Origin of the sequence: Bradyrhizobium sp. CSA207, assembly GCF_029051685.1 — a bacterium.
In the GTDB taxonomy this organism is placed as follows: Bacteria; Pseudomonadota; Alphaproteobacteria; order Rhizobiales; family Xanthobacteraceae; genus Bradyrhizobium.
In genome coordinates, this window is sequence record NZ_JAACFT010000002.1 from 228914 (window position 1) to 255008 (window position 26095).

General features: G+C 61.8%; 24 protein-coding genes, 1 tRNA gene and 1 pseudogene. 10 read left to right on the forward strand and 16 right to left on the reverse strand.

The features are described from left to right. Window positions 1–105: 105 nt before the first annotated feature. Window positions 106–1194 carry a Zn-dependent alcohol dehydrogenase gene (locus tag GWG65_RS02770; RefSeq protein ID WP_275193793.1) on the forward strand — a complete coding sequence of 363 codons (1089 nt, stop codon included), beginning with the start codon at window positions 106–108 and terminating at the stop codon, window positions 1192–1194. Window positions 1195–1362: 168 nt separating this feature from the next. Here GWG65_RS02770 and GWG65_RS02775 read toward each other — a convergent pair whose 3' ends face one another. The 7 genes from GWG65_RS02775 to GWG65_RS02805 all read right to left on the reverse strand — a co-directional run bounded on the left by GWG65_RS02775 (window position 1363) and on the right by GWG65_RS02805 (window position 8975). After that, window positions 1363–2835: an amidase gene (locus tag GWG65_RS02775; protein WP_275193795.1), complete on the reverse strand. Its 1473-nt coding sequence runs from the start codon at window positions 2833–2835 to the stop codon at window positions 1363–1365. Window positions 2836–3039: 204 nt separating this feature from the next. Continuing rightward, entirely contained in the window at window positions 3040–4011 is a 972-nt protein-coding gene (gene mbfA / locus GWG65_RS02780; protein ID WP_275193796.1) for an iron exporter MbfA, read from the reverse strand. A gap of 67 nt (window positions 4012–4078) precedes the next feature. Beyond that, entirely contained in the window at window positions 4079–5227 is a 1149-nt protein-coding gene (locus GWG65_RS02785; protein ID WP_275193798.1) for an alpha/beta hydrolase, read from the reverse strand. A gap of 134 nt (window positions 5228–5361) precedes the next feature. Continuing rightward, window positions 5362–6228 (reverse strand): MBL fold metallo-hydrolase, encoded by an 867-nt coding sequence (locus GWG65_RS02790; RefSeq protein ID WP_275193799.1) that lies wholly within the window; start codon window positions 6226–6228, stop codon window positions 5362–5364. A 15-nt stretch (window positions 6229–6243) separates the two neighbouring features. Beyond that, window positions 6244–6855, reverse strand: coding sequence for a glutathione S-transferase family protein (locus tag GWG65_RS02795; protein ID WP_275193800.1), 612 nt, complete (start codon window positions 6853–6855; stop codon window positions 6244–6246). Window positions 6856–7040: 185 nt separating this feature from the next. Continuing rightward, a complete protein-coding gene (locus GWG65_RS02800; protein ID WP_275193801.1) occupies window positions 7041–7883 on the reverse strand; it encodes a fumarylacetoacetate hydrolase family protein in 843 nt (280 codons plus the stop codon). 243 nt (window positions 7884–8126) lie between these two features. Continuing rightward, window positions 8127–8975 carry an MBL fold metallo-hydrolase gene (locus GWG65_RS02805; RefSeq protein ID WP_275193802.1) on the reverse strand — a complete coding sequence of 283 codons (849 nt, stop codon included), beginning with the start codon at window positions 8973–8975 and terminating at the stop codon, window positions 8127–8129. Between the two features lie 126 nt (window positions 8976–9101). On the opposite strand from GWG65_RS02805, the gene GWG65_RS02810 reads away from it, so the two are divergent. Then, entirely contained in the window at window positions 9102–9578 is a 477-nt protein-coding gene (locus tag GWG65_RS02810) for a DUF3775 domain-containing protein (protein ID WP_275193803.1), read from the forward strand. Between the two features lie 139 nt (window positions 9579–9717). Here GWG65_RS02810 and GWG65_RS02815 read toward each other — a convergent pair whose 3' ends face one another. Both GWG65_RS02815 and GWG65_RS02820 read right to left on the reverse strand, forming a co-directional pair. Continuing rightward, window positions 9718–10500 carry an SDR family oxidoreductase gene (locus GWG65_RS02815; RefSeq protein WP_275193804.1) on the reverse strand — a complete coding sequence of 261 codons (783 nt, stop codon included), beginning with the start codon at window positions 10498–10500 and terminating at the stop codon, window positions 9718–9720. A gap of 127 nt (window positions 10501–10627) precedes the next feature. After that, window positions 10628–11140: a CvpA family protein gene (locus tag GWG65_RS02820; protein ID WP_275193805.1), complete on the reverse strand. Its 513-nt coding sequence runs from the start codon at window positions 11138–11140 to the stop codon at window positions 10628–10630. Between the two features lie 107 nt (window positions 11141–11247). On the opposite strand from GWG65_RS02820, the gene GWG65_RS02825 reads away from it, so the two are divergent. Beyond that, window positions 11248–12009, forward strand: a complete 762-nt coding sequence (locus GWG65_RS02825; RefSeq protein ID WP_275193807.1) for an SDR family NAD(P)-dependent oxidoreductase — start codon at window positions 11248–11250, stop codon at window positions 12007–12009. A gap of 73 nt (window positions 12010–12082) precedes the next feature. Next, window positions 12083–12385, forward strand: a complete 303-nt coding sequence (locus tag GWG65_RS02830; protein ID WP_275193808.1) for a hypothetical protein — start codon at window positions 12083–12085, stop codon at window positions 12383–12385. Here the strand turns inward: GWG65_RS02830 and GWG65_RS02835 are convergent. Continuing rightward, window positions 12375–13808 carry a coniferyl aldehyde dehydrogenase gene (locus GWG65_RS02835; RefSeq protein WP_275193809.1) on the reverse strand — a complete coding sequence of 478 codons (1434 nt, stop codon included), beginning with the start codon at window positions 13806–13808 and terminating at the stop codon, window positions 12375–12377. The two genes, GWG65_RS02830 and GWG65_RS02835, sit on opposite strands and share 11 nt — an antisense overlap. A gap of 348 nt (window positions 13809–14156) precedes the next feature. Here GWG65_RS02835 and GWG65_RS02840 point away from each other — a divergent pair. Together GWG65_RS02840 and GWG65_RS02845 are read left to right on the forward strand one after the other, a co-directional pair. After that, window positions 14157–14233: transfer RNA gene (locus tag GWG65_RS02840), tRNA-Met, on the forward strand. A gap of 109 nt (window positions 14234–14342) precedes the next feature. Next, window positions 14343–14561, forward strand: coding sequence for a hypothetical protein (locus GWG65_RS02845; protein WP_275193810.1), 219 nt, complete (start codon window positions 14343–14345; stop codon window positions 14559–14561). A gap of 195 nt (window positions 14562–14756) precedes the next feature. Here the strand turns inward: GWG65_RS02845 and GWG65_RS02850 are convergent. The 6 genes and pseudogenes from GWG65_RS02850 to GWG65_RS02875 form a co-directional block, all read right to left on the reverse strand. Further along, window positions 14757–15803: pseudogene (locus GWG65_RS02850) on the reverse strand (recombinase family protein); the annotation flags it as partial. Between the two features lie 872 nt (window positions 15804–16675). After that, window positions 16676–17875 (reverse strand): replication initiator protein A, encoded by a 1200-nt coding sequence (locus GWG65_RS02855; protein WP_275193811.1) that lies wholly within the window; start codon window positions 17873–17875, stop codon window positions 16676–16678. Between the two features lie 20 nt (window positions 17876–17895). Beyond that, window positions 17896–18162, reverse strand: coding sequence for a plasmid partition protein ParG (locus GWG65_RS02860; protein WP_275193812.1), 267 nt, complete (start codon window positions 18160–18162; stop codon window positions 17896–17898). Continuing rightward, a complete protein-coding gene (gene parA / locus GWG65_RS02865; RefSeq protein ID WP_275193813.1) occupies window positions 18159–18803 on the reverse strand; it encodes a ParA family partition ATPase in 645 nt (214 codons plus the stop codon). The genes GWG65_RS02860 and parA overlap by 4 nt, the downstream gene beginning before the upstream one ends. A 275-nt stretch (window positions 18804–19078) precedes the next feature. Beyond that, a complete protein-coding gene (locus GWG65_RS02870; protein ID WP_275193814.1) occupies window positions 19079–19408 on the reverse strand; it encodes a hypothetical protein in 330 nt (109 codons plus the stop codon). Further along, window positions 19408–20289, reverse strand: coding sequence for a phage integrase N-terminal domain-containing protein (locus GWG65_RS02875; protein ID WP_275193815.1), 882 nt, complete (start codon window positions 20287–20289; stop codon window positions 19408–19410). Before GWG65_RS02875 ends, GWG65_RS02870 begins: the two co-directional genes overlap by 1 nt. A gap of 867 nt (window positions 20290–21156) precedes the next feature. Here GWG65_RS02875 and GWG65_RS02880 point away from each other — a divergent pair. The 4 genes from GWG65_RS02880 to GWG65_RS02895 all read left to right on the forward strand — a co-directional run bounded on the left by GWG65_RS02880 (window position 21157) and on the right by GWG65_RS02895 (window position 26081). After that, the gene (locus GWG65_RS02880) at window positions 21157–21369 is read left to right on the forward strand and encodes a DUF2188 domain-containing protein (protein WP_275193816.1); all 213 of its coding nucleotides are present in this window, start codon (window positions 21157–21159) and stop codon (window positions 21367–21369) included. Between the two features lie 530 nt (window positions 21370–21899). After that, window positions 21900–24326: a hypothetical protein gene (locus GWG65_RS02885; RefSeq protein ID WP_275193817.1), complete on the forward strand. Its 2427-nt coding sequence runs from the start codon at window positions 21900–21902 to the stop codon at window positions 24324–24326. Between the two features lie 63 nt (window positions 24327–24389). Continuing rightward, the gene (locus GWG65_RS02890) at window positions 24390–25013 is read left to right on the forward strand and encodes a hypothetical protein (protein ID WP_275193818.1); all 624 of its coding nucleotides are present in this window, start codon (window positions 24390–24392) and stop codon (window positions 25011–25013) included. A gap of 123 nt (window positions 25014–25136) precedes the next feature. After that, window positions 25137–26081 carry a hypothetical protein gene (locus GWG65_RS02895; protein ID WP_275193819.1) on the forward strand — a complete coding sequence of 315 codons (945 nt, stop codon included), beginning with the start codon at window positions 25137–25139 and terminating at the stop codon, window positions 26079–26081. The last annotated feature ends 14 nt before the right edge of the window (window positions 26082–26095 follow it).

The following is a 26095-nucleotide window of genomic DNA, read 5'->3' on the forward strand; positions in this document are numbered from 1 at the left end:
CACGATGGAGCGTAACCCCTCACCCGGCGCTTCGCGCCCACCTCTCCCGACGGGAGAGGTGAAGGTCCCGCACGCAACGAACAAACAACAAACGAGGAAACACCGATGAAGGCCGCCGTCCTCTACGAAGTCAACCAGCCGCTGGTCATCGAGGATGTCAGCCTGCCGAAGCCCGGCCCGCGCGAGGTTTTGATCCGCACATCGGTCGCCGGCCTCTGCCACTCCGATCTGCACTTCATGGAGGGGCTTTATCCGCACCCGCTGCCGGCGGTGCTCGGACATGAATCAGCCGGCGTGGTCGAGCAGGTCGGCTCTGACGTTACCTATGTGAAGCCGGGCGATCACGTCGTCACCTGCCTGTCGGTGTTCTGCGGCACCTGCGACAACTGCACCACGGGCCGCACCGTGCTCTGCACCGACACCACGGTGAAGCTTCTGCCGGGCGCGTCGAACCGGATGCAGTGGTCTAAACCTGAGAAACTGCACCAGTTCCTCAATCTTTCGTCCTTCGCCGAGCAGATGCTGGTGCACGAGAATGCGATCGTCAAAATCAGGAAGGAGATGCCGCTCGATCTTGCCGCGCTGATCGGCTGCGGCGTCATCACCGGCTACGGCGCGGTGGTGAACACCGCGAAGGTGACGGCGGGCGAGACCGTCGCGGTGATCGGCTGCGGCGGCGTCGGCATGGCTGCGATCAACGGCGCGCAGATTGCAGGTGCCGGCCGCATCATCGCCATCGACACCAATCCCGCAAAACTCCAGCTCGCGACCAAGCTCGGCGCCACCGACATCATCAATCCCGCCGACGGGGACGTCGTCAAGCAGGTGCGCGAGCTCACCAATGGCGGCGTGCATCATTCCTTCGAAGTGCTCGGCCGCAAGGAAACTGCCGAGCAGGCCTTCGCCATGCTCGCCGCGGGCGGCACCGCCACCATCGTCGGCATGATCCCGTTCGGGCAGAAGATCGAGCTGCACGGCTTCGACTTCCTGCGCGAGCGCAGGATCCAGGGCTCCTCGATGGGCTCGAACCATTTTCGCGTCGACATGCCGCGCCTGGTGGATTTTTATCTACGCGGACGGCTGCACCTGGAGGACTGGATCTCGGCCAAGCTGAAGCTGAACGAGATCAACGAAGGTTTTGCCAACATGAAGGCCGGCAAGACGCTGCGCAGCGTGATCATGTTTGATAGCTGAGCCAATTGAGATGTCATCGCCCGGCTTGACCGGGCGATCCAGTACCCTGCGGCAGAAGTTGTGCGTATCGACTATCGCCGCAGCGTACTGGATGCCCCGCTTTCGCGGAGCATGACGGCGGAGGGTGTGCGGGTCATGTGCCCTTCTCACCCCAATGACGAGAGAACACTAATCATCAAACATCTTCGGCGGCACGAACCCGCCGAACTCCCGCTCGATCAGCTCGGCGAGCTTGAGTGGCGTGCGGTCCTCGAGGAAGGGGCCGATGATCTGGACGCCGACCGGCAGGCCATCCTTCGTCAGGCCGAGCGGAATGGCCGTTGCCGGCAGGCCCGTCAGCGTGGCGATGCCGGGCCAGGCCAGCTGGTCCGGATAGACATGGTCCTTGCCATCGATGTTGATGCGGCGTTTCTCCTGTTCTGGCGAATGATCGTGCGGATAGGCCGGGGTCGGCATGATAGGACAGATCACCGCATCGAATGTCCTGAACAATTGCCGCCATTGCGCGCGCAGCCCGGCGCGGGCGCCCTCGTCGAACACCCAGGCCTGATGGGTGCTGGTGATGCCGCGGAGCCGCTCGGCAGCAAGGCTCTTGTCGTTGGGTGAGAGCTGCGCCGCGCCGGCATGCGCGCTGGCGAGAATGTCCGGCGGGAGGAAGGCGCCGAGAAAGCTCATCAGCATGCGCATGTAGAGACGGGAGGCTTCCGTAAAATCGGGAAACAGCGGGCTTTCGCGCGCGATGCTCGCGCCTGCACTCGACAATCGTCCCGCCAGCTTCTCGATCGCGCCGCGAATATCGGCGTTCACAGGTAGCAACGGATGGTTGTCGATCACCAGCAGGCGGAAGTCCTTCAGCTTGTCGTGTCGGGCATCCGGCAGCGCGAGCTTGTAGCCGATGCCGAGGTCCAACGGATCGGGGCCTGCCATCACGTCCAGCAGCAGCGTCAGATCGGTCGCACTCCGCGCCATCGGACCGATCACCGCCATATCGCGCTCCATCGGGACCGCGGGAAATGGCGGCGGCGTATGGCCGCGCGTCGGACAAAGATTGTAGGTCGGCTTGTGCGCGTAGACTCCGCAATGGAAGGCGGGCACGCGCAGCGAGCCGCCGATGTCGGACCCGAGCGAGAGCGGTCCGTAGCCTGCCGCGAGCGCGGCGGACGAGCCGCCCGATGAGCCGCCCGGCGTGCGGCCGAGATCGAACGGGTTGTTGGTCGTGCCGTAAATGTCGTTGTAGCTCTGCCAGTCCCCGAGCCCGACGGGAACGTTGGTCTTGCCGAGGATAACGCCGCCCGCGGTCTTGACCCGGGCGATCGACAGCGCGTCCTCCGCCGGCTTGAAATCCTTCTGCGGCGTCCAGCCCCAGGTCGTCGGCAGGCCGGCGACATTGAAGGATTCCTTCACCGTCATGGGCAGGCCGAGCAGCGGCTTGCGCTCGCCGCGCGCCAGCGCCGCGTCCGCCTCGCGCGCGGCGGCAAGCGCGCGGTCGAAGTCCCGGACGCAGATCGCGTTGACCTTGCCGTCGTGACGCTCGATGCGGTCGATCGCATCCTGCGTGAGCTCGACCGCGGAAACCTTCTTCGCGGTCAATGCGGCCGACAGCTCGGCCGCGCTCTTGTAGCTCCATTCCGACTTGGCCACGACGCTTCTCCTCCTTTTGTTACGAGGGATGATGCGCAGTTTGGCCAAACGCCGCAACCGCCGTTTGATCGCGATTGATATGTTCGCTAGCTGTCATCGCCCGGCTTGACCGGGCGATCCAGTACACCGAGACGGCTGAGATGGAACCGAAACGCTGCGGCGTACTGGATGCCCGCCTTCGCGGGGCATGACGGCCGAAGCGTACTACGCCGCCCCGATCAATATCCCCACCGCCAACACGATGGCGCCGCCGAGCACGATCTGAAACACCGCTTGGAGGAACGGCGTGTCCATGTAGCGCGCGCGGATGAAGGCAATCGCCCATAGTTCGAAGAACACGACCACGCCTGCGATTGCGGTCGCGATCCAGAACGCATTGGGCCAGCTGTCCGGCACGAGATAAGGCATGGTGTGGCCGAGCCCGCCGAGCGTCGTCATCAAGCCGCAGGTGAGACCGCGCAGCCAGGGCGAGCCGCGGCCGGTGAGCGAGCCGTCGTCGGACAGCGCTTCCGCAAAGCCCATGCTGATGCCGGCGCCGATCGAGGCGGCAAGGCCGACCAGAAAGGTCTGCCAGTTCTGGTGCGTGGCAAAGGCTGCGGCGAACAAGGGTGCGAGTGTCGAGACAGAGCCGTCCATCAAGCCGGCAAGGCCCGGCTGCACATATTGCAGCACGAACATGCGGCGGCTGGTGCGGTCTTCCTCCGCGCGCACGTCGGAATTCAGGATCAGCCCCGTCAGCTTCGCGGCAGTCTCTTCATGGCCTTTTTCGGCTTCGGCGAGATCGCCGAGCAGGCGGCGCACCCCGACATCCTCCGCCTGTTCGGCCGCCTTCACGTAAAAGCGTTCGGCCTGCATCTCCATGGTCTCGACCTCCCTGCGGATGGTGTCGAGTGACAGGTTCTTGGTGAGCCAGACCGGGCGGCGGCGCAGGAAGCCCTTGACGTCCTCGCGCCGGATCGGAGGCAGATGCGGACCGAAGCGCTGCTCGTACATTTCCAGCAGCATGTGGCGATGTCCGCGCTCTTCCTCGGCCATCTGCTCGAACAGCTTGGCCGAGTCCGGATAACGCTCCTTGAGGTCCTCGGCGAAGGACATGTAGATGCGGCTGTCCTCCTCCTCGGAGGAAATTGCGACCGCAAGCACCTCACGTTCGGTCAGATCGGCAAAGCTCTTCACGGCGGCCCTGTCTCAGTAGTTTAGAATAATTCTAAACTATATAGGACGTCGCGGTTCCCCGGTCAAATCAGGGGGCGCGGGCCTTCGCCAGGAATTCAAGCAGCAGCTGGCTCACCTCGGCCGGCTGCTCCTGCTGCACCCAATGACCGGCGCCGTCGACGAGATGGCAGCCGAGCATGTTCGTGCACGCTTTGGCCTGCATCGCCTCGATCACACCGGGACGCTGATAGATGCCCCAATCCTGCTTGCCTGCGATGAAGCAGGAGGGCACATCGATGGTCCGGTCGCTGAACAGCTGAAGCTCGTTGTTGAAATCGCCCGAGGTACCGCAGCGATACCATTGCAGCCCGCCCTGGAATCCGGTCCGGGCATATTCGCCACTGTAGTAAGCAAGCTCGCTGTCCGGCAGCCAGCGATTGGCGGCGATATCGGCCGGCAATGGCATCTCCTTCGCCACCGTCTCCGCCATGGTCTCGCCAGCGTCCATCACGTAATAGGTCGGCAGCTTTGCAAGCTCATTTGCGGACCACGATTTCAGCGGATAGGGCTTGTTGTCGGTCCAGTCCGCGCTCTTGTGATGATAATAGGCGCGGAGGAAATCATGCACGCCCTGCGGCGCGTGCTGCATGTCGGCATTGGCCGCGCGTGTCGAGTAGTACCATTGATAGTGCTTGCGCGGACGGGGCAGCGCGGCGAGCTCGCGATGCACGGAATCCTCGGCTGGCGGCGCGACCGGCGCGTCGGCCGTGCCAAAAGGCAGCGACGGCGGCCCGCCGAACGGCGCGCTCATCATCACCACCGAGCGGAACACGTCGGGCCGCATCAGCGCGCACCAGGCCGCGACCGGGCTGCCGAAATCATGCCCGACCACGTCAGCCTGCCTGTAGCCGAACGCCGACACCAGCCCGAGCGCATCGCGGACCAGGTTGAAGAAGCGGAACGGCGCGAGATCGCCGTCGTAATCGGCATTCCATCCCGTGGTGCGGCCATAGCCGCGCTGGTCGGGTGCGATCACGTGATAGCCGGCCTGGCCAAGTGCCGGCATCACCTTGCGCCAGGAAAAGGCGAGCTCCGGAAAACCGTGCAGCAGCAGAATGCAGGGCCGCCCCCTGGTTTCGAACCCGGCCTCCAGCACATGCATGCGCAGGCCATTGATGCCGTCGACGTAACGCGAGCGGATACCGGCGGGCAGGGGGATGTCGGGGAGCGTTGTCATCGTTTCCTCCGTGACGTGAGCCGGGCTTGCGCGGAAATCGTAGGGTGGGTTAGCCGAAGGCGTAACCCACCATTTTTGATGCTGCGAGAGAAGTGGTGGGTTACGCTTCGCTAACCCACCCTACGGCAGTTGCGCTACACCGCCGCGCAAACGAAGCCGCTGCCCTTGCGCCGGATCTTCCCAACCGATGGCGACGGGAAATGCGCGGTGCAGCACAGGGTGTCGGTGTCACAATAGTGCTCCAGGAAACTGCGGCGCATCGTTGCCGCCTGCGCCTGATCGAGGTCGAATTTCACCGACATCTCCGGATAGAGCGTCTGGATCGGCGAATGCATGAGATCGCCGCTGAAGACTGCGTCATCCTTGCCGCGACCAAAGGTGAAGGCGACGTGACCGGGCGTGTGGCCCGGTGTCGGCAGGATGCGGACGTGATCGCCAATCTGATGATCGTTGCCGACGAGCTCATGGCGCTTGGCCTCGACCACCGGCAGCACGCTGTCGGTGAAGGGGGCGATCTCCGCCTTCGCATTCTGCGCGGACCAGTAGTCGAACTCCTGCTGGGCGAACACGTAGCGCGCGTTCGGGAATGTCGGCACCCAGCGGCCGTTCTGAAGCCGCGTATTCCAGCCGACGTGATCGACGTGCAGGTGCGTGCACATCACGAAGTCGATGTCGTCGACCGAGATGCCCGCCGCGGCGAGACCGCGCATGTAGGCATCATCGGTCTTCATGTTCCATTTCGGCCGCGGCCGCGGCTTGTCGTTGCCGATGCAGCTGTCGACCAGAATGGTGTGATGCGGCGTCTGGATCACATAGGACTGGAAGCAGAGGATCAGCGTATCCTGCTCATCCAGCGCTTTCGCCTCATGCATCCACGCGCGGTTCTCGGCCAGCACCTCCGGTGTCAGCCCCGGCAACATCTCCAGCGCCGGCAGGAACGTCGTCTCCTGCTCGATGACGCGATGGATGGTGAGATCGCCGACCGAGAATTTGAGGCTCATGAGTACTCCCGCGACTTACGCTGCCGGCGGCACCGAGATCTTGACCGAGGGGCGCTCCAGCATCTTCTGGTGGAAGGCATCGAGCTTCGGATAGGCCTTGCGCCATCCGCAATCGGCGAAGCGGAAATCGGCATAGCCGAGCACGCAAACGAGGCCGATCTGCGAAATGTCGAACGGGCCATTGAGGACGTCAGGCATGTTCTCGAACCGAGCCATGCCGGTCCAGGCCCGGTTCCAGTGATCGTCCGACCAAGCCTGCCATTGCAGGCCCTGCGGTCGTACCATCTTCTCGTAGCGGCACAGCAGCATGGAATCGAGCATGCCGTTGATCAGGGAGTGATTGGTCTTGGCCTTCCAGCGCCGCGGACCGTAATCCGGGATCAGGCTGCCGCCGGCCATCTCGTTGAGATATTCGACGATGACGTAAGAATCCAAAATCACGTCACCGTCATTGGTGATCAGCACCGGCAGCTTCTTCAGCGGCGTGATGCGCGAATAGTCCTCATTGGCCTGCCCGGGCGCCACGGTTGCTGGCGTGAACTCGATCTTGTCGATCAGCCCAAGCTCGATCGCGGCGATCCGCACCTTGCGGGCGAAGGGCGAGGCGGGGGAGAAGGTGAGTTTCATGCGGTAATGACCTCTATCGAAACATACAGACCTCATCCTGAGGAGCGCGCCGCTGGGCGCGCGTCTCGAAGGATGGGCAACGGGAGGCGCTCTCTCGTCGCCCGGCGCAAACGTCGGGCGACCGTGTTCGTGGCTCATCCTTCGAGACGCGCGCTTTGCGCGCTCCTCAGGATGAGGACCGAGGCCTACGCCGCTACGATCTCCTGGCGCTGCTCGCCGAGACCTTCGATGCCGAGCGTGATGATGTCGCCGACATTGAGGAAGGTCGGCGGCTTCATGCCGAGACCGACGCCGGGCGGGGTGCCCGTGGTGATGATGTCGCCGGGCAGCAGCGTCATGAACTGCGAGACATAGGAGATGCACTTCGCCATCGAGAAGATCATGGTCTTGGTCGAGCCGGTCTGGCGGCGCTGACCGTTGACGTCGAGCCACATCGACAGGTTCTGCACGTCCTTGATCTCGTCCTTGGTGGCGAGCCACGGCCCGAGCGGGCCGAAGGTGTCGTGCGACTTGCCCTTGGTCCATTGCCCGAGACGCTCGGTCTGGAAATTGCGCTCGGAGACGTCGTTGCAGACGCAGTAGCCGGCAACGTAGTTCAGCGCGTCAGCCTCCGAGACGTATTTGGCACGGGTGCCGATGATCGCGGCGATCTCGACCTCCCAGTCGAGCTTGGTCGAGCCGCGCGGCTTCTCGACCGCATCGTTGGGACCGGACAGCGAGGTGTTGGCCTTCATGAAGATGATCGGCTCGGTCGGTATCGCAGCGCCGGTCTCCTTGGCGTGGTCGCTGTAGTTGAGGCCGATCGCCACGAATTTCGAGATGCCGGTGACCGGCGCGCCGAACCGCGGCTTGCCCGAGACGGCGGGCAGCGAGGCGGGATCGAGCGCCGCCAGCTTCTTCAGGGACTCGGGCGAATAGGCCTCGCCGGTCAGGTCCTTCACATGCGCCGACAGGTCGCGCAGCTGGCCGGATTTGTCGATCAGTCCGGGCTTTTCCGCACCCTTTTCGCCGTAACGAACAAGCTTCATTCTCGTTTCTCCCTTGGGATGGACTGATCGGTTGGCTAGCTTCATGGAACAGCGCGGCGGGAAATTCAACCGCCGACTAACGGCTGTTCGCGCATTGCTCCCCCTCATCCTGAGGGCCCGCCGAAGGCGGGCGTCTCGAAGGATGGCCGCGGGCAAGAGTGGGGCGTCATGCTTCGCCCGGCGATGCGAAGCATCGTCCGGAGACGCGCGAAAACGCGCTCCTCACCATGAGGAGCAATTTCGTCAAGCCAGCGCCACAAACCTGAACGCGTCGCCATCCCGTTTGATGTGCCCGGCCGAGAAATGACCGCCGATCACCAGCGTCGGCGTATCGGCAAACCGACCAAACAATTCGCGCCGCGTCGCGGCCGATTGGGTCTGGTCGGAATCCGCGGTCGAGGACCAGCCGAGATGCGCCATCTGGCAGGGGTGATGGGCGACGTCGCCGGTCAGCAGTCCCTGCTCGCCGTCCGACTGGATCAACACGCTCATGTGCCCGGGGCTGTGGCCCGGGGTCGGGATCATGCTGATCTCCTCGCAGAGCCGATGGTCGCTCGGGATCAAATCGGCGCGGCCGGCGTCGACGATCGGCTTGACCGAATCGTCGAACACGGCCTGCTTGTCCAGCTCGGCCGAATGGTCGCGCCAATACTCGTATTCGGTTCTGCCAAAGACGTAGCGCGCGTTCGGGAAGGCCGGCACCCATCTGCCGTCGACCAGCCGCGTATTCCATCCGACATGATCGACGTGAAGATGCGTGCACAGCACGGTGTCGATGCTGTCGGGGGCAAAGCCCGCCGCAATCATCGTCTCCAAAAATGGCGTGGTGCGATTATTCCAGTTCGGGACGCTGCGGCCCTGCTTGTCGTTGCCAAGGCCGGTATCGACCACGATGCGCCGGGTGGGGGTTTCCACTACCAGCGAGTGGATCGACATCTTCAGCCGGCCTTCCTCGGTCGCAAAATGCGGGATCAGCCAGGGCAGCTTCCGGATCTCGTCGTTGCTCGCCAGGGGAAGGATGAAGCGGGTCGAGCCGACCGTCTCCAATTCCACCACCTTGGTGATTTTGACCCTGCCGACCGTCCACTGCATGCGGCGTGCCCTCCTTGTTGTTGCTTTGGCGGCGAAAGATGCGGGTTTCCGCCAGCAAGCGCAATGGATCATCTGGCGCGGTGCGGCGTTATCGCGGGAACCCAGCGACAGCCAAAAGGCGCAGTCATGCCAGAGCTTGCAATTTCCGCCGAGAAGGTCGCCTTCATCATCGAGAAGGCGCGCGAATTCGACGTCAAGGAGATGGATGTCGATCCGGATTCGGGCTCGAACGCCGCCGACGACGATATGGTCGACGTGCTGGAGGATGACGGCTCCGACCCCATAGGTCGCGAACTCAGCGGTTTCATCGCCGCCTTGAACGAGGACGAACAGCTGGATCTGGTTGCGCTGACATGGCTCGGGCGCGGCGAGGGCACGATCGATGACTGGAACGATTTGCGCGCACGCGCCGTGGAGGTCCGGGCCGGCTATCGCGCACCCCGGCGCGAAACGATCCGATATCTGCTCGGTGATCCCATGCTCGGCGATCTGCTCGCAGACGGGCTCGCGGCGTTCGGCATCGACTGGACGGAAGCAAGCCTGACCGCCGATTCGTCGGCGCCGAGCCAGCGCTACGAAGACGAGATCACCAAGCAGCGGTGATCATTCTCGCTCGTCCCACGTCGTCATGGCCGGGCTTGTCCCGGCCATCCACGTCTTGCCTCGTCGTCCAAAGAACGTGGATGCCCGGGACAAGCCCGGGCATGACGAAGTCTCGAAGATTTTTTGCGTCGTGATGGAATTACAGCGTGCCCGGGAAGGCGCCGCCGTCGAGCAAAAGGTTCTGCCCGGTGATGAAGCCGGCCTTGGCGCCGCACAGGAAGGCGCAGGCATAGCCGAACTCGTCCGGCTGGCCGAAACGGCCCGCGGGGTTGAGCTTGGCGCGCTCAGTCAGGATCTGCTCCGGCGTGACGCCGCGCTTGTCGGCCTCCGCCTTCGCGGTGCCGGTCAGGCGGTCGGTCTCGAACGGACCCGGCAACAGGCCGTTGATGGTGACGTTGTTGATCACGGTCTTGCGCGAGAGGCCGGCGATGAAGCCGGTGAGGCCGGCGCGCGCGCCGTTGGAGAGGCCGAGGATGTCGATCGGCGCCTTCACCGCGGCCGAGGTGATGTTGACGATGCGGCCGAACTTGCGCGCCATCATGCCGTCCACGGTCGCCTTGATCAGCTCGATCGGCGTCAGCATGTTGGCGTCGATCGCCTTGATCCAGTCGTCGCGGGTCCAGTTGCGGAAATCGCCGGGCGGCGGTCCGCCGGCATTGTTGATCAGGATGTCCGGCTCGGGGCAGGCCTTCAGCACGGCCTCGCGGCCAGCGGGTGTCGTGATGTCGCCGACGATCTCGGTGACCGTCACGTCCGGATAGGCTTTGCGGATGTCGTCGGCAGTCTTCTTCAGGGCCTCAGCGCCGCGCGCGGTCAGCGTGACATGAACGCCTGCGTCGGCAAGCGAGATGGCGCAGGCACGGCCGAGGCCCTTGCTTGATGCGCAGACGATGGCGCGGCGACCCTTGATCCCAAGATCCACTGTTTCACTCCCGTAATATCAGGCAGGTTTTAGAGGGCGGCACTCTAGCCAACCTCGGCGCCGCTGATAAGCCACGGGCTCGCATCAAAATGCATGCGCGTCCGCGCGGCGATGCAAATGCGCCTGATCAGATCCGCCGCTCCTGCTTGAGGCGGTCGATCGCGGCCGCGGCCTCCGGCGGCAGCGACTTGAAGCCCATCTGGCCGGCCGCCGAGAACAGCGGTCGCAGCTGTGAGCCGGCGAGGAAGGGAGGCTGGCGATTGACCGGCACGATCTGATCGAACACCAGCACCAGCGTGGTGGCGACAAGGCCGACCCTGATGGCGCCGAGCGCGGCGCCGCCGAGGCGGTCGCCGATACCGGCCTCGCCGATGGTGTCGTTCAGCGCCACGCGGCCGATATGCCCGAACAGCATGCCGACGACGACGAAGATGCCGAAGAACCATATCCAGTTCTGCAGCAGCGGCGAATTCGGATTACCTGTGATCTGCGGCGCAATCAGCGGCATTAGAGCGACCGTGATGGGCGCGGCGAGCAGATAGGCGAGGATGGTCATGGCGCTGCGGAGCAGGCCGGTCCTGAAACCGAAGCCGATCGCGAGCGCGAGCGCCGCGTAGACCGCCAGATCGAAACTGTTCATGCACCAGACCCTGCCATGGAACGAAAGAACGCCGAACCGATCATTCCGGTTTCAGATCGCTAAAATCGTCTGTATTGATGGGCTCCAAAGCTTCCGGAAACTCGCTCATGTCAGACCTGTTCGATGTCAGTAAAGAGACCATCCTCGTGACCGGGGCAAGCCAGGGGCTGGGGCGGCAATTTGCCCGGGTCCTGGCGGCGCATGGTGCAGCGGTTGCGCTCGCGGCGCGGCAAGTTGACAAGCTGAAGAGCCTCGAAGATGAGATCCGCGGCAAGGGCGGCCGCGCCGCGGCTGTCGCCCTCGACGTCACCGACACCGCCTCGATCGCGAGGGCTGTGGATGCCGCGGAAGCCGCGCTCGGCCCGGTCACGGTGCTGATCAACAATGCCGGCATCGCAATTGAAAAGCTTGCGACCGAGCAGACCGAGGCCGATTGGGATGCGGTGATCGGCGCCAATCTCAAGGGCGCGTATTTCCTCGCGACCGAAGTCGCGCGGCGCATGATCGCGCGCAAGCAGTCAGGCAACATCGTCAACATCGCCTCGGTGCTCGGCACCGGCGTCTTGAAGGCGGTGTCGCCTTACGCGATCTCCAAGGCCGGCATGATCCAAGCGACCAAGGCGATGGCGCTGGAGCTGGCCGGGCAAAACATCCGCATCAACGCGCTGGCGCCCGGCTATATCGACACCGAGATGAACCACGCCTTCTGGTCGACGCCATCAGGCGAGCGCCTGACCAAGCGCATCCCGCAACGCCGCGTCGGCGCCGAATCCGATCTCGACGGCGCCATTTTGCTGCTGGCCTCGCAGGCATCGCGCTACATGACGGGAAGCGTGGTGACGGTCGATGGCGGGTTCTTGTTGAATTGATTCTCGCTGTCGTTGTGTACAGCGAGTTTCCCCCCACGTCGTCCCGGCGAAGGCCGGGACCCATAACCACAGGATGGAGTTTGGCGAAGACTCGTGGTTAGCAGGTTCGCGCCACAATTACTCGCTGGGGCTATGGGTCCCGGCCTCCGCCGGGACGACGGAAGAGAATGATGCGGCGGCTTCGCACGACCGCATCTCCGCCCTGATCTTATCCGCTGCCGTCTCGCCGATCATCATGGTCGGCGCATTGGTATTCTCCTTCTGTATTTTCTTCTCGTCATTGCGAGCGAAGCGAAGCCATCCAGAATCCCTCCGCGGCGAAAGTCTGGATTGCTTCGCTTCGCTCACAATAACGGGTGTTGAGATTACGACATGAACCGCATCAGCTTCTCCAGCCGCGCGATCTTGCCGCCATAGGGCGGATAGAGGTCGGCGAGCCGGTTGAACTTCGAGCGGTAGAACACCGGCTTCAGCTTGCTGAAGGTGCGAAACCCCCATTCGCCGTGATAGGCGCCGGTGCCGGATGCGCCGACGCCGCCCATCGGCTGGTTGATTTGCGTGAAGTGAAACAGGCAATCGTTGATGGTGACGCCGCCGGAGACGGTGCGTGACAGCACCTCGTCGCGCGCATCCCGATCCTTGCCGAACCAGTACAGCGCCAGCGGCCGGTCGCGGGCGTTGACGAAGGCGATGGCCTCAGCCGGCTCGCGATAGCCGAGCACGGGCAGCACCGGGCCAAAAATCTCCTCCTCCATCACGGCCATCGCTTCGCTCGCACCGAGGATCAGCGTCGGTGGAAATTTGCGGTGCGCCTTCCAGTTGGGATCGTCGGGCCTTGCCGGCTGCAGGATCCTTGCGCCGCGGCCCGCCGCATCCGCAACGAGGCCTTCCAGCCGCGCATAATGCCGGTCGGAAATGATCGAGGTGTAATCCTTGTTGGCGGGATCGGTGCCGAACATGCGCCGCATCTGCGCGCGCACCTTCTCGGCGAAGGCCTGCAACGAGCGCTCCGGTACCAGCACATAATCCGGCGCGATGCAGGTCTGCCCGGCATTGAGCAGCTTGCCGTAGGCGATGCGCTCGGCTGCCTCCTCGAGATCGGCCGATGCGTCGATGATCGCCGGCGACTTGCCGCCGAGCTCGAGCGTCACCGGCGTCAGATTGCGGCCCGCAGCCTCCGCGACCAGCCGCCCGACCCGGGTCGAGCCGGTGAACACCAAATGATCGAACGGCAGCGTCGCAAAGGCTTGTGCGACCTCGTCCTCGATGCCGGTGACCAGCATCTCGCCGGCGTCGAACTTTTGCGCGACCGTTTGCTTCAGCAGCGCCGAGAAATGCGGGACCAGTTCGCTCGGCTTGATGATGACACGGTTGCCGGCGGCGATGGCGCCGATCGCAGGCGCGAGCGTGAGCTGGAGCGGATAATTCCAGGGCGCGATGATGCCGACCACGCCGAGCGGCTGCGGAATCAGCCGGTTGCGCGCGGGCAGGAATTGCAACGCGGTCGCCACGCGCTGCGGCGCCATCCAGGTCTTCAAATGTTTGGTGGCGTGCCGGATCTCGGAGAACAGCAGCATCGTCTCGGCGATGGTGGTCTCCACCGCGGAGCGGTGGCCGAAATCCGCCGAAATCGCCTGCCGGAAGCGTTCTTCGTTCTCGGCGACGACAGCGCGCAGCCGCGCCAGCCGGTCGAGCCGCTCGGCCAGATCAGGCGCCGGTTCGGCCCGCGACCGCGCGAGCATGGTGTGGAAGGCGTCCTCGAGTGCCAGCAGAGGGGCGCTTGTCAGGGATCGGTTCAAGGATTGTTGTGAGGATGGCTCCAGGGATGGGTCCAAGCCGTTCCTCCCTCAAATGGCGTTTCGCCTCTGTTTTGTTGCCACAAGCTGGCCCTTTGTGGAACTTCTGGCAAGGGCGCGCCAAATGGACCCGAATTCGGTCCATCCGCCTGTCATAAAGTCGAAAAAAACGTTCCGGCAGCCCTTTCCAAAGGCAGCCCGTGTTGATAGATACGCCCTGCACCCGATGGGCTTTGCCCGGGGTTGCCTTCCAAGGAAGCCTTTGGGACGGAAGAAGCAAGCCACGCGAGCAGCGTCGGCCCTCTATCCATCGTCCCCGGCATTTTTCGCGAAGGCAAAGCAACGGTTTAACGCGGGGTGGAGCAGCCCGGTAGCTCGTCAGGCTCATAACCTGAAGGTCATAGGTTCAAATCCTATCCCCGCAACCAGTACCCCCCTAGACTCTAGGGGATCGGCCGCCGCCCTCTCGGAAATCCTGAGCAGGGCGGCGAGTTGGCCGTAAATCTCAATCTCCACCGGCTTGTATGCCCCGCGTGGATGAACAACGACTTTCTCGACAATCTCGCGAATGGCCTCATGGGCCGCCAGACGGCTGTCCTCGTCTGTCTCAGCAAGCGCTTGTTTCAGGTTACGCACCTTGTCGCGGTAAGCGTTCGCCGCATTCGGGTGGAATTCGACCACGGGCGGGGCGACGGCAGCAATCTCTGCCTCGATTTCGTCGCGCTCGGCCTCCAGGGCTGCCAGGCGGTCGCGTAGGGCGCGGCTTGGGGTTTCGGCCAGCAGAATGTCGACCGCCTTTTTGATCGCGCCGTTGATGTTGCCCAACCGCTTTTCGAGGTCGCGGTATCGGTGAGCCGTGGAGCTGTGCAGTTCACGGGCCATCCGGTGATACTCCCGGACGTACTCGGCAATCAGTTCAGGCGCAGCCAGGTTTTCTTCGATCCCCTTCAACACCAGCGCCTCGATCGCCTCACGCGGTACGGTCCGCCGGTTTTCACAGAGTCCGGTTTCCTTCATGCGCGTGCAGACCAGGAGCGAGCCGCGCTTGTCGTTACCGCCGACGATGTAGCCCGATCCGCAGCACCCGCATTTGACCAGCCCTGAAAGCAGGTTCTTCGGTCGTGTCGCATAGACCCGCATTGGGCCGCCGCGATCCTCGCGCCGTGCCCTGACCTTTGCCCAGGTGTCGGCGTCGATGATGCGCAAGTGCTCCGCGTCGGCCGTCATCCATTGCTCGCGCGGATTTTCGCGGCTGATGCGCTTGCCGGTCTCGGGGTCTTTGATGAAGGTCTGCCGGTTCCAAATGATCCGCCCGGCGTACAGCTCATTTTGCAAAATGCCATTCAGGCGCTTGCGACTGCCAGCGATTGTTGAGGCGTTCCAGACGCCGCCGCGCGGTCCCGCTACGCCTTTCTTATTGAGAGCGGCAGCGATGTCGCGCGGTGATCTTGCGCCGAGGTAGTCGGCGAAGATTTGGCGAACGGTCGCCGCTTCCGCTTCGTCAATCTCAAGCTCCCCGGGCTTTCCGGCTATCGCCCGATAGCCGTAGCTCCGTCCGCCATTGTGGCGGCCGTCACGCACAACACCCGCCTGACCGCGGCGAGTTTTCTGGGCGAGGTCCTTGAGGTAGAGCGAGCCGAGCAGCCCTTTCACACCAATGTGGATGTCGCCGGCAATGCCGTCCTGGGCCGTGCGGATTTCAATGCCCGCAAACCGCAGCCGTTTGTGAATGCCCGCCAGGTCTTCCTGGTCTCTAGAGATGCGGTCCAGCGCTTCGGCAACGACGACCTCGAACTTACCGGCCTTGGCGTCGCGCATGAGGCGCTGCCAGCCGAGCCGGTTCAACGTGCTTGCGCCTGAAATGGCGCGGTCATCGTAAACGGCGGTGACGATCAGCCCTTCCCGTTCGCAGATCGCGCGGCAAAGTGCGACCTGATCCTCAATCGACCGATCGGTTTGCTTGTCCGAGCTAAACCTCGCGTAGATCGCCGCTTTCATTGTCGCTGCTCGCGTCCGGAGGGGGGTGGTGCAAGTTATAATCTGCGATAGCCGCGGCGCGAGCAAGGGCGCGAACGAATCGCAGCAATGCGTCGTTGGGTGAGCCTTCAGCGGTCGCCGGCTCAACGCGCGCAATTGTCTTGTCAGCCTTCTCCAGAAGCGGAGAAGGCTCAGGTTTATCGCGGCAAAGCGTATCCCGCCCGCGACCAGCCATGCTGATCACTCCCATCACAGCGCAATTGCCACGCCTTCCCGACCACGGCCCGAGATTTCGGCGCCATGACATGCACACCCGTTTGAAGGGCGGCATCCGCTAGGGAATGAGCAGGTAGCTGAAGGTTCAGCGGCTACGCTTGGGATGTGCTGCTGAGATGGGCTGGGTCGGCTTTGGGAAGCTTTTGCTGGCCTGGAATGAAGGGGTTTACCCCGGGTGGCCGATAATCGTTTTATTGCGCTTCTATGGAGCCCATAAGCATTGAAACTGTACCGCGAGCCGCTGATTTTTTCAAGATCGATTATCAAATCACGGCCTCAGCACTGGCTTTGGTAGTGGTGAGACTTTTCCTTCGCTCCCTCCGTTTGCACTGTGTTGGCTGGAGGTTCAGGCGCGGGAGCAACCGGCCAATTCATTGGGCCGGCTTGCGCCACGCGCAGCGCGAAGCGCGGAATAAGGATATCTAAGGATATAAGGATAGGACCGGCTCTTCTGAACGAAATCAAAAGCTTGAATCATTTCCGGGTGAGGTATGACTCAGCCTTCGGTGAGGTATAGCTCAGCGGCAGGTGAGGTATGGCTCAGCGTTGAGTGAGGTATGGCTCAGAAAAAGGTGAGGCATCACTCAGCAAGCGAAGAATGCCCGGTGAGGTATGGCTCAGCGGCTCGAACCCACCGTCAGCGGACGCCATGCACGCAATATGCGATCGTCTCCCTTCCCTACCAGCTCCAGGCTGTATTCCAGCAACCGGCCGTCAGGGCACGAAAGCACAGCCTTTTTCACATCCCGATTGAAATATTTCTGCTCTTGCTTGGTCTGAAAGCGTTGCGCCAGCTCGACTAGGCTGATTGCGTAAGGCTTGCCATCCTTTGGCACTTTCAACGTGAGCAGCCGATACAATGCTCTGTGCATCGGCTGCGCTAAGATCATGTAGTCACGACTAAACGTGCGCAGTGTAGGCACCGCGCGCTCAACAATCCCCTCGTATATCCAATCCGGCACGCTCACGCGTACGCGCGTGGCCTTGCCTTGCGCTGTAGTGGCCAACTTCTCGACGGAGCTGCCAACCAACCGAAACTTGCCGCCGCGATATTTAGTGCCTTTTTGCGGATCAACCGTCACATAGGCATGGAATAGCCGGTCGAGGCTTCCGAGCACATCGTCACTGATTGTCCCGCCCCATTTCATGCGTTTGAATTTCACCACCTCACTGATGCTCACCTCGAACATGCGCGAAGGAGGCACAGGGACTACAGCATCCCGCCCGGCCTTCTTTTCGGCTTCGTAGCGCTCGACTTGGCTGCGATACTGGTTGGCCAGATCGGCCAGCCAGGTCTGCATCATCAACACCAGATCGTAATCGTCGATGCTGGGGATCTGAAATTCGCCCTCGGTTTTAACGCGAATAGTCACGCCCTGCGGCGTCTTATAGACAAGCTCCTTACGATCTTCGTTGCGTTGGTTCAGCGTGAAAGGTGTCATCTCCATGAGATGCACGTCATCCTTAATCGCCAGTTCTGAAAGTTCAGGGATGAAGAAATCCGGTTGCGCATCATCAGGCGCGACCGCGCGAAGGATCGTCTCAATGGGCGTTACATCGACGGTAGGCTCCCGGCCGCGTTCGAGGACAGTGACAGATACTGGTTTGCCGACAACAAGCGAAGCTGCTGACTTTACAGCGTCAGCCAAATTGTTTGAAATAACTTGGGCCGCGAGCTGAGTGCTGACGGTCACGGTCACCCGGTCGTCGCTTACCTCAATCAAAGCCCCCCGTAGCCATGAGGAGAAGGTATCCGCACCAAGTTCAGCCTTGAGGCGTTCAGCAATCAGTTGGCCGGGGTCTGTCGTCGTATTCACGTCAACTCGTGTTTACGATTTCACGATTCGTCTGGAAATTCGGCTTCCAGCAAGCGCCGGATTTCATCGGCCATGATCTTGCCGCGCCGGGCGCAGGCCATCTTTACCCGCGCATGCAGCTCGACCGGCACATCGATCGTGAACCGTTTCATGACGACCGGCGCAGGTGAAGCCGCGACGCCTTCGATCTTGGCTGTTTTCAAATGTGGTTCGACGCCTTCACCCACCCAAGCGTCAGCCGCCTGGGATTTGGGCGCGGGCATCTTGAACGCGACGGTCTTGCTCATGCTGCTGCTTTCTTGATGTTAAAACTCGAGAGGCTACGTGCCAGGCGGGTGATTTCCTTCCCGGCCTCGCTGTCGGGATCGGTCTCCACCACGGCCAGACCGCGCGCCGCGCTTTCCGCGTAGACCACGCGCTGGCCCAAGGCTCGGTCACAAACAGGCACATCGAAATTCGCCAGTGCTTTGGTCACGTCTCGCCCAATCGCCGTATTTACGATTTTGCGATTGATCACAAATACGGCCTGCAAGTTTTGCTTGAATTGCTGGGCTTCTTTGATGAGCTGGACCGTATCGGCCGAGGCCCACACGTCGTAAGGCGACGGCTGTACCGGGATCACCACCAGGTCGCTGGCCATGATCGCTGCGCGACCAAGTTCGCTCACCCGTGGTGACCCGTCGATGATTACCATGTCGTAATCCCGGGCAATGTTCGGCATATCTTTGTGAAGCGTCGGCTTTGGCATGCCGACGACTGTAAAGAGCGGCTTGCCTTCCCTCGCCGAGGACCAGGCGAGAGAGCTGCCTTGAGGGTCGGCATCGACCAACAGCACACGCTGGCCAGCCTTGGCGTACACCGCGGCCAAGTTGACGGCGATGGTGGTCTTACCCACCCCGCCCTTTTGATTTAGCACGCCAATGATCATGAGTTTCGCAATCGTTTTTACGATTGCACGATGACACGATTTAATGAGTTTGCAGCCGGTGTGCCAACGAAGCAGGCAAGAACTGTGGCTGCGTTGTCGCAAAGTCGCATTTACGATTGTACGATGACCCGGCCGCATCGTTAGTCAGCAGGGACTGTCGGTGACCAGTTCCCCGTAAAATCGCATTCACGATTTTACGGCTTTACGGTTTTGGTGCTGTCCAGCTGTTGTCGATCTGTCGTGTTGTCGTGTTTACGATTTAACGACTTGCTGCCTCAACTATCGGCAACCTTGGGAGCCCATGAAATGTCCGGCTCCCACACATCAGACTGACGACCACCCTCCAGAGTGGCAGATCGGCGCTCCCAAGTCAGCGTCAGGCCTTCCTTTCTGCACCATGTCTTGAGGTCTGCGGCTGCCGGCGTGCCTTTCACGTCCAAACTGTCGGGCATTCTTATGCGGATGCCCGTCAGGCCTTTCCTGGCGGCTTCGAGGATCATTATGCGGATGACGTCGGTTTTGAGTTCAACCGCGGCGCGATCCTGGCGGGCAAGGAACGATTCCTTTTGCAGGAATGGCAGCAGTTTTTCGACGGGCGCCTTCATTACGCGCGGCCTTTCACCGCAAACCGACCGCCCAGGTACGTGTCTGTCACTTGCAGGCGATTATGGCCCAACTCGCGGCTGATCTGCATCCGGGCTCGATAGTCGCGCGCGCGTTCGCCACGGCTCAGGCGTTCGTAAGTGGCGCCGCCAGCTGCGGGGGAGGGACGACCCGTTAATACACGATAGCGCCATTGTGCGTACCAGTGCCGGTGCCCGTGCATGTTGTGAATGCCGGCGCGCCAGGTGGCGTGCTCGACTTCCTTGCGAAATTCAATGTAGCTCTTGTTTTGCGGGATAATCGCTCCGCTACCGCAGACCTGGCGGACTTCATCGAGTAACGCCCGCTGGCGCGTATGGGTCAGCTTGACCTCGCGGGCGCGACCGCCCTTGCACCAACTCGCTTGCAGGGCAATGTGGTCACCGCGATCGGCTTGGCCGACGCGGAATTTCAAACTTTCTTCAAGCCGCAGGCCGAACGCCATCTGTAGGCGCAGCGCTAATTGCATCCGATCGGGGAGGGCGCTCATCTTCTCGCCCATTGTGGTGTGAGCCTTGCTGCCCTTGAAACCCTCGCGCAGCGGAATGCCCACGCTGGCGTTGTCGCGTGGCAACACGCTGGCCTTGCGGACGCCTTGCGCCCACCAGCGCACCCAACCCATGCGGTTCTTGAGCGTGCCGGGCGTGAGCCGGGCCGCTTTCCAATGCGCGACCAGGGCCTCAACGTGCTTCGGTTTGAGGGAAGCTGCACCGGGGAGAGCAAAACCAAGGCCGCGCAGATCACGCGCGATCGCTTGCAGTCCCCGGTGCCGTTGTGTTCGCGTCAGATGCGACCCTTCGCCCTTGAGGGTGAGATTCTTCAGGTCATAGGCCAGCGCGTCCACGTCGTTCAGCTTTCTTGTTCTTGTTTAGTGATTATGACCGCCCCGTGCGCCGTAGCTGCACGCGGCCCGCCGTCGCCGGCAGGATGGTCAGGTTACTCTGCATGATCAGTGCTGTTTCTCCGTCTCATGAGTCTGCAATCGGTTCGTACCGGGAGCGTGCTGGATTCCTTCAGTATCGCGCATACGCTGCCGCATTTTTTCCGTTCCGTTCATCGCTTACCTCTTTCAGGTTTGCCGCCGACATTGCCCGTGGGGTTGTACAAAACGGCCGTTGTGCCGGGATGCGCCCGGCTCGCTCTGATGACGTGCATCAGGTCTTGTTCTTCTTCTTCAAATGGTCGTGGCCCGGAGGCCGGTGGTGTCCCGCTTCCCCGGCCCAACGGCCCGGCGGTGTGTTACCGGAACAGCCCCGTTCAAGACTGTTCGACCCCCTCTGGCACTCGTCAGCACTCATTCCTGACAGGGTCCTGACACCCCCGCAGAAAGAGCTGGTTGTGGCTGATTTCCGCGTTCTTAGCCGCGGGCGCCGAGCTTGCGAGGCGCCGCCGTCACTACCGAGCAAGAATGGGTAGTGACGGCGGCGTTAGCCGCTGTTGCCGGTTTGCCGGCATCGGGGAGGGTGCTCCCCAAACCCTTCCTATGGCCGCTTAGGGCTTCGCCTTCCAGCGGCCAGCAGAGAGCTTGCGCCGCTCTCCGCACCTCACGCGCCCGGGCGATTCCCGGCACCCCATGCCGGCCTCCCGACGAATCGGCCGCCGCTTCGCAGTGAGTCGTCCGTGCGCAACCGGATTCTTTTTTCGGCCGGCCTAAATTGGCACCCGAATCGCCGGTTATCTGTCGGGTCATCTGAACCAAGAGGTTTTCCCGATGAGCAATAACAAAGACAAGATGTACGTTGAGCGCCGCGATCAGGGTGATTACGCGGTTCGCCGCGGTGGCTCGGAGCGTGCCAGCGACGTGCTGCCGACCCAGCGCGAAGCGATCGAGCGTGCCCGTGAACTCAATCCCGGTCACAGCCCTGTCGTTGAACGCGTCAAGCACACCAACGCGGGTAAGCCGGACCAGTGGCGTAAGGCTTGAGATTTTCGACACGTTGGGCGTGGCCCGAGAGGGCCGGGCTTTAGGCGTTGCCCGGAGCCGCGCGGATCTCCAGTGAGATGCTGCTTCGTCTCCGCCCATGCGGGTCACAATCCCTCACGCATGGCGTAATGTACTCCTCGCCGGAGGCACTCGGTCTCGCATTTGCCTGCGGCATCGCTATCACTAATGCGCGCGCCGGGTGCCGTTGTTAACCGGTCTCGTCGCTGCACTCGCTCCAGCATCTGCCTGCGGCACCGCTATCACTGCTGCTGTCCCGGGTGCATATTTCGGCTCCGCGCTGCTCCGCTGTTTGGTAGGTCAGACAAGAGCCACACCGTCACAACCGCATCAAGGCCAAGCCCTGCGGGCGCTACGCGGCCTTGACCCGGCCGTGCCCGTGAGGCGAGGGGCTGCCATCGGCTTTAAGCCGAAGTGTGGCTTGAGCCGAGTTAAAGCGAAGCGAGCACACACCTGACGTCCCAATAGGCGGCTCGCGAGACAATACAATTGCTTGGCGCTAGGGTTTGCCCATGCGCTCACTTGTGCTCGCAGTCGTGTTTGGTCTCATGGCCAGCGCCGCTGTTGCCCAGGACTGGGGCAAGATGGCGACGATTTCCAGCACAATGGGTGTGAGTGCCAGTCGGTTGTGCCTGGGTGAAGGTTCACGCGGGGATATCGGCTGTCCGGCTTATGCACCTAGCGTGACCACGGCTGGTGACGTGAGCATTAGCGGCAACCTATCGGCCAGCAAGTTTTACGGTGACGGTTCGGGCCTTACCAACATCGGCGCGGCGGGTAGTTCCGACCGTATCGTCAGCAGCACCACGTCGATGCTGGCCATCAGCAGCACGGGCTACGTTTCGCTCACGCAGAGCGGCGTCAACACGGGCTGGTTTGACCCCTCGCGCGGGTTGGTGACCATCGGCGTCAGCAGCACCGGCCCCATCAGCGGCACCAACGGTTACTTCAGCGGCCCCGTGATTATGGGGGTCTCCACTACCGATGCCTCCCTCAAGCTCAATATTCCCACTGCCAGCACCGGTTCCGCGATAACCTCCACCTATACGGCAGGTTCGGTCGATCAGCGGCTGATCGAAATCATCCGCAACACTAACCCCAACCCCTCGGCGGGTGCACCGTTCGCCGGTTACGCGGCGGATGCTTACGACAGCGTCTCCGGCACCTATAACCGCGCCTATTTTGGGTTGCAAAAACGTAACAACACCGGTGGTTATGGTGAAGCCCTTATTTCCGCTCCTCGCGATCTCGCGTTCTTTGTGGCCAACGAGAGCCTCAGCTTCAACAATTACGGTAGCTACGGCACCGAGGCCATGCGCATCGTCAGCAGCGGCTACGTCGGCATCGGCACTCTCGCGCCCAGCACCACGTTGTATGTCAAAAAGGGCTCATCCGGCTTTAACGGTGCACTTAACGCCCGCACCGTTGCGGCCTTCGAAAACAGCAGCGCCAATTCGGGTGCCGCTATTTCGATTATCGGCGGCAGCGGCACCGACGCCATCTTTTTCGGCGATCCAACCAACGAGGCCTCAGGGCAAGTGGCCTGGAATATCGGCGCCAAGGCGATTTCGCTTTACACAGCGAGCGGCAATACCTTTATACAGACTCAAAACGGCAACACCTACATCGGTTCGCCAGTGACAGGATGGCTCAGTCCTACCGCCACCCTGTATGTCAGCGGTACAGCTATCAACACCAGCTGGACGGCGCTGAACATGAGCACTCTTGCCACTGCCCCGCTCGAAGTCTCCGGCACCATCTCCGCCACCCGCTTTGTGGGTGACGGCTCGGGCCTCACCGGTATCAGCGGCTCGTCGGGCGATAGCATCACCTCCGGCAGTACTAAAGTCACCGCCAACAGCACGGGCTACGTCAGCTTCACCACGGGCGGCACCACCACCGGTTACATGAACACCGCCGGCGTCTTTGTGCTGCCGGGCGTCAGCAGCACCGGCCCCATCAGCGCAACGAATGTTTATGCAACAAACAATGTCGTCGCAAATGCCTACCAGGCGACGAACGGCTTTGGTTTGAACTGGGGTAACTGGACAACACAATTGGTCGGTAACTCCACAGGCGGTTATATGGCCTTCATTACCTCCGGCACCGAAGCCATGCGGATCGTCAGCAGCGGTATGGTCGGTATAGGTACAAACTCGCCGAGTGCCACTCTGCACGTTGTAAACGCCTCAGGGTTCGAGCAAATCGACGTTGATACGATGAACGCTGGCGGCCGCGCCGAACTCCAGCTCCGTGAGCGTGGTAGCAGCGTTGGTATCGTGCGGGTGCGCGGCTCCGGCAATACCGACCCAGGCTTGATGCAAATCGGCACTACCTCCGCTAGCGGTGGCCTCGCGTTACTGTCCGGCAACAGCACCGAAGCCGCGCGCATCGTCAGCAGCGGCAACGTAGGGATTGGCACCAGTACCCCCACTGCAAAACTCGACATAAGCGGAAGCACTGCGACCATTCAAGTAAACCCCATAGGTGCAGCAAGTGACAGGAACTACATAGGTTTTACCGGCCGTGTTCAGTTTGGTTACAATGGCACCACTCAAAATGCCGCTATCCAGGGCGGCGCAGGCAAAGGTATTGAATTCAACGTAAGCAACAGCTTTGGCTTAGGTCGGGCTATGGTCATAGATTCCAATGGCAAGGTCGGCATCGGCATCACCCCTAGTGTTGCCCTCGAAGTCTCCGGCACCGTCTCCGCCACTAACTTCGTCGGCAACGGCTCGGGACTTACGGGCATTGCCTCGACAGGTGACCGCATCGTCAGCGGCAGCGTCAACATGGTCGCCGAGCAGACCAGCGGCACCGTGCGGGTGAGTGGCACGCTGGCGATGGTGAACACCGGCAACGAGGTTTGTAACGCGGCGACGTGGTACAGCTTCCGCGTCAACCCGAGCACCGGTATGATGCAGATGTGTCGGCCCTAAAAAGGCTGGTGTTGTATGCGACGGATTGATATGCGCGTCTGATCCCGTCCGGCGAGCGCAGCCATGAAATACCCCGTCAAACGCTTCAAAAGCCTGACCGTCGCATTGAAGGAGATTGAGCCGTTCATCCGAAACGGCAAGCACCTGCGGTCCGGTGCGCCCTTCGGTAACTTCGGCGATATGCGTTCCCGAGAAATCCTGGCGAATTGGCTGATCTGTGCGGCATTCAACAGCGAGAGTCAGCCGGAACGCCTGACGTTCGCGAGCACGCGCGATCCGATCGGCGGGGATGGCGTCCTGGTCGATACCGCAACGGAGGAGACGTGGCCGACGGAGCATGTTCTTGCGCTGGTGCCTCCCGGCGACGTCGGAGAGATCGAGCCACGGGTATTGGCCGCGGTGGCGCAGAAGCTCGACAAGGGAGGTGCCGCCTACGCAACCGGCAAAACCCTTGTTGTGCTTCTTGAGGGGGGCGGCGAACGCCCATGGTTTCCGAACAAGGTAGCAAAAGCGTTGCCTCGGCCATTGCATTTTGGGGCGGTCTGGGTGGTCGGGCTGCAGGGCGTCGAGGCCGGGGAATACGTCTATAACGTCACGCAGATGGACGAGGAGGCTGGTATCGCCCACGTCTGGCGTGTACGCATCGCTGCAGATTTCGACAAATGGACAGTCGAGCGGGTCCAATGAGGTGCCAGCCGTCAGCCTCGAAGCGAAGCCGATCAGCGTGGACGCCATTGCCGTCACAGCTGCCCGTGAATGCGCGATTGGCCAAGGATCGTTGAGCAACAATTCCTGTCGCGGAGATAGAGTATGAAGCTCACAAATGTCCAGCAGCGGGCTACCCGGGCCACAAGCCCGAGGTCACAGTTTCCGCAAAATTGCAGGCACGTGCTCAGGGTTAAAGCCGACACGCCCAACTTCAATTCCCTCTATGGCCAAATGAAAGAGCTGGCGGGCAACACCGGAAGATTTCTTGAAGTGCTGCCAGGCCATATGGCCTTTCATTTTGAGAGCTTTGACGCCTTTTCGAAATTCTACTCGTTCGTTGCTAGCAGCCATATTCGGATACTGAGACCAGGTGAAGACCTGTTGCCCGGAGATATGATGACTACGACGGCATCTTTGAGCGAAAAGTTCCAGGAATGCCGGTCTCGTGTTCACGACGATGCATTCGAGGCGCGCCTTGCCCAACACATGGTCGAACCGGTTCTCGGCAAGATGACCCAAATCAAAGCGGACTATGTCTACCAGACAAGCCTGTTTCTACGGCGCTCGATTGTTCGCTATCTGGTCCTGGCCCTTTACCGGCTGTTGGATAAGCCCAACGAGAAGGGCAAGACCGGAGTTACAGCTTCAATCGAAAGCCTCCTCGAAATGGCGCGATCAGAAGACGTTCTGTCGGGTCAGCAGGTCGACCAGTTTACGCGCGACTTTGAGAAGATCAAAACTGACGGCGCCCAAGGTGAATATAACTTCGTCCAGGCCATTCGCGATTTGAGAAACATCCAGGTGGCGCACAGCCTCATCCCTCACGCTGACCCGACGGACCAGCTGTGGGCGCATCATCTGTCGGATTTCGCAGACGAGATTTTTCGCTTCATGGTGGAGCTTGAAGGGGCTTTGACGGAAGCAACGGGCGTTGCGCTAAACAGCCTGCGTACAAACGCTGACAGATTCCGCGACAATGCCGATGCGCTTTGGCAGGTTCTGGTTACGGAGAAGACGGCCGGGGACGAAGTTTGGAAGCGCCGCTAGGCGCCGTGCAGCTA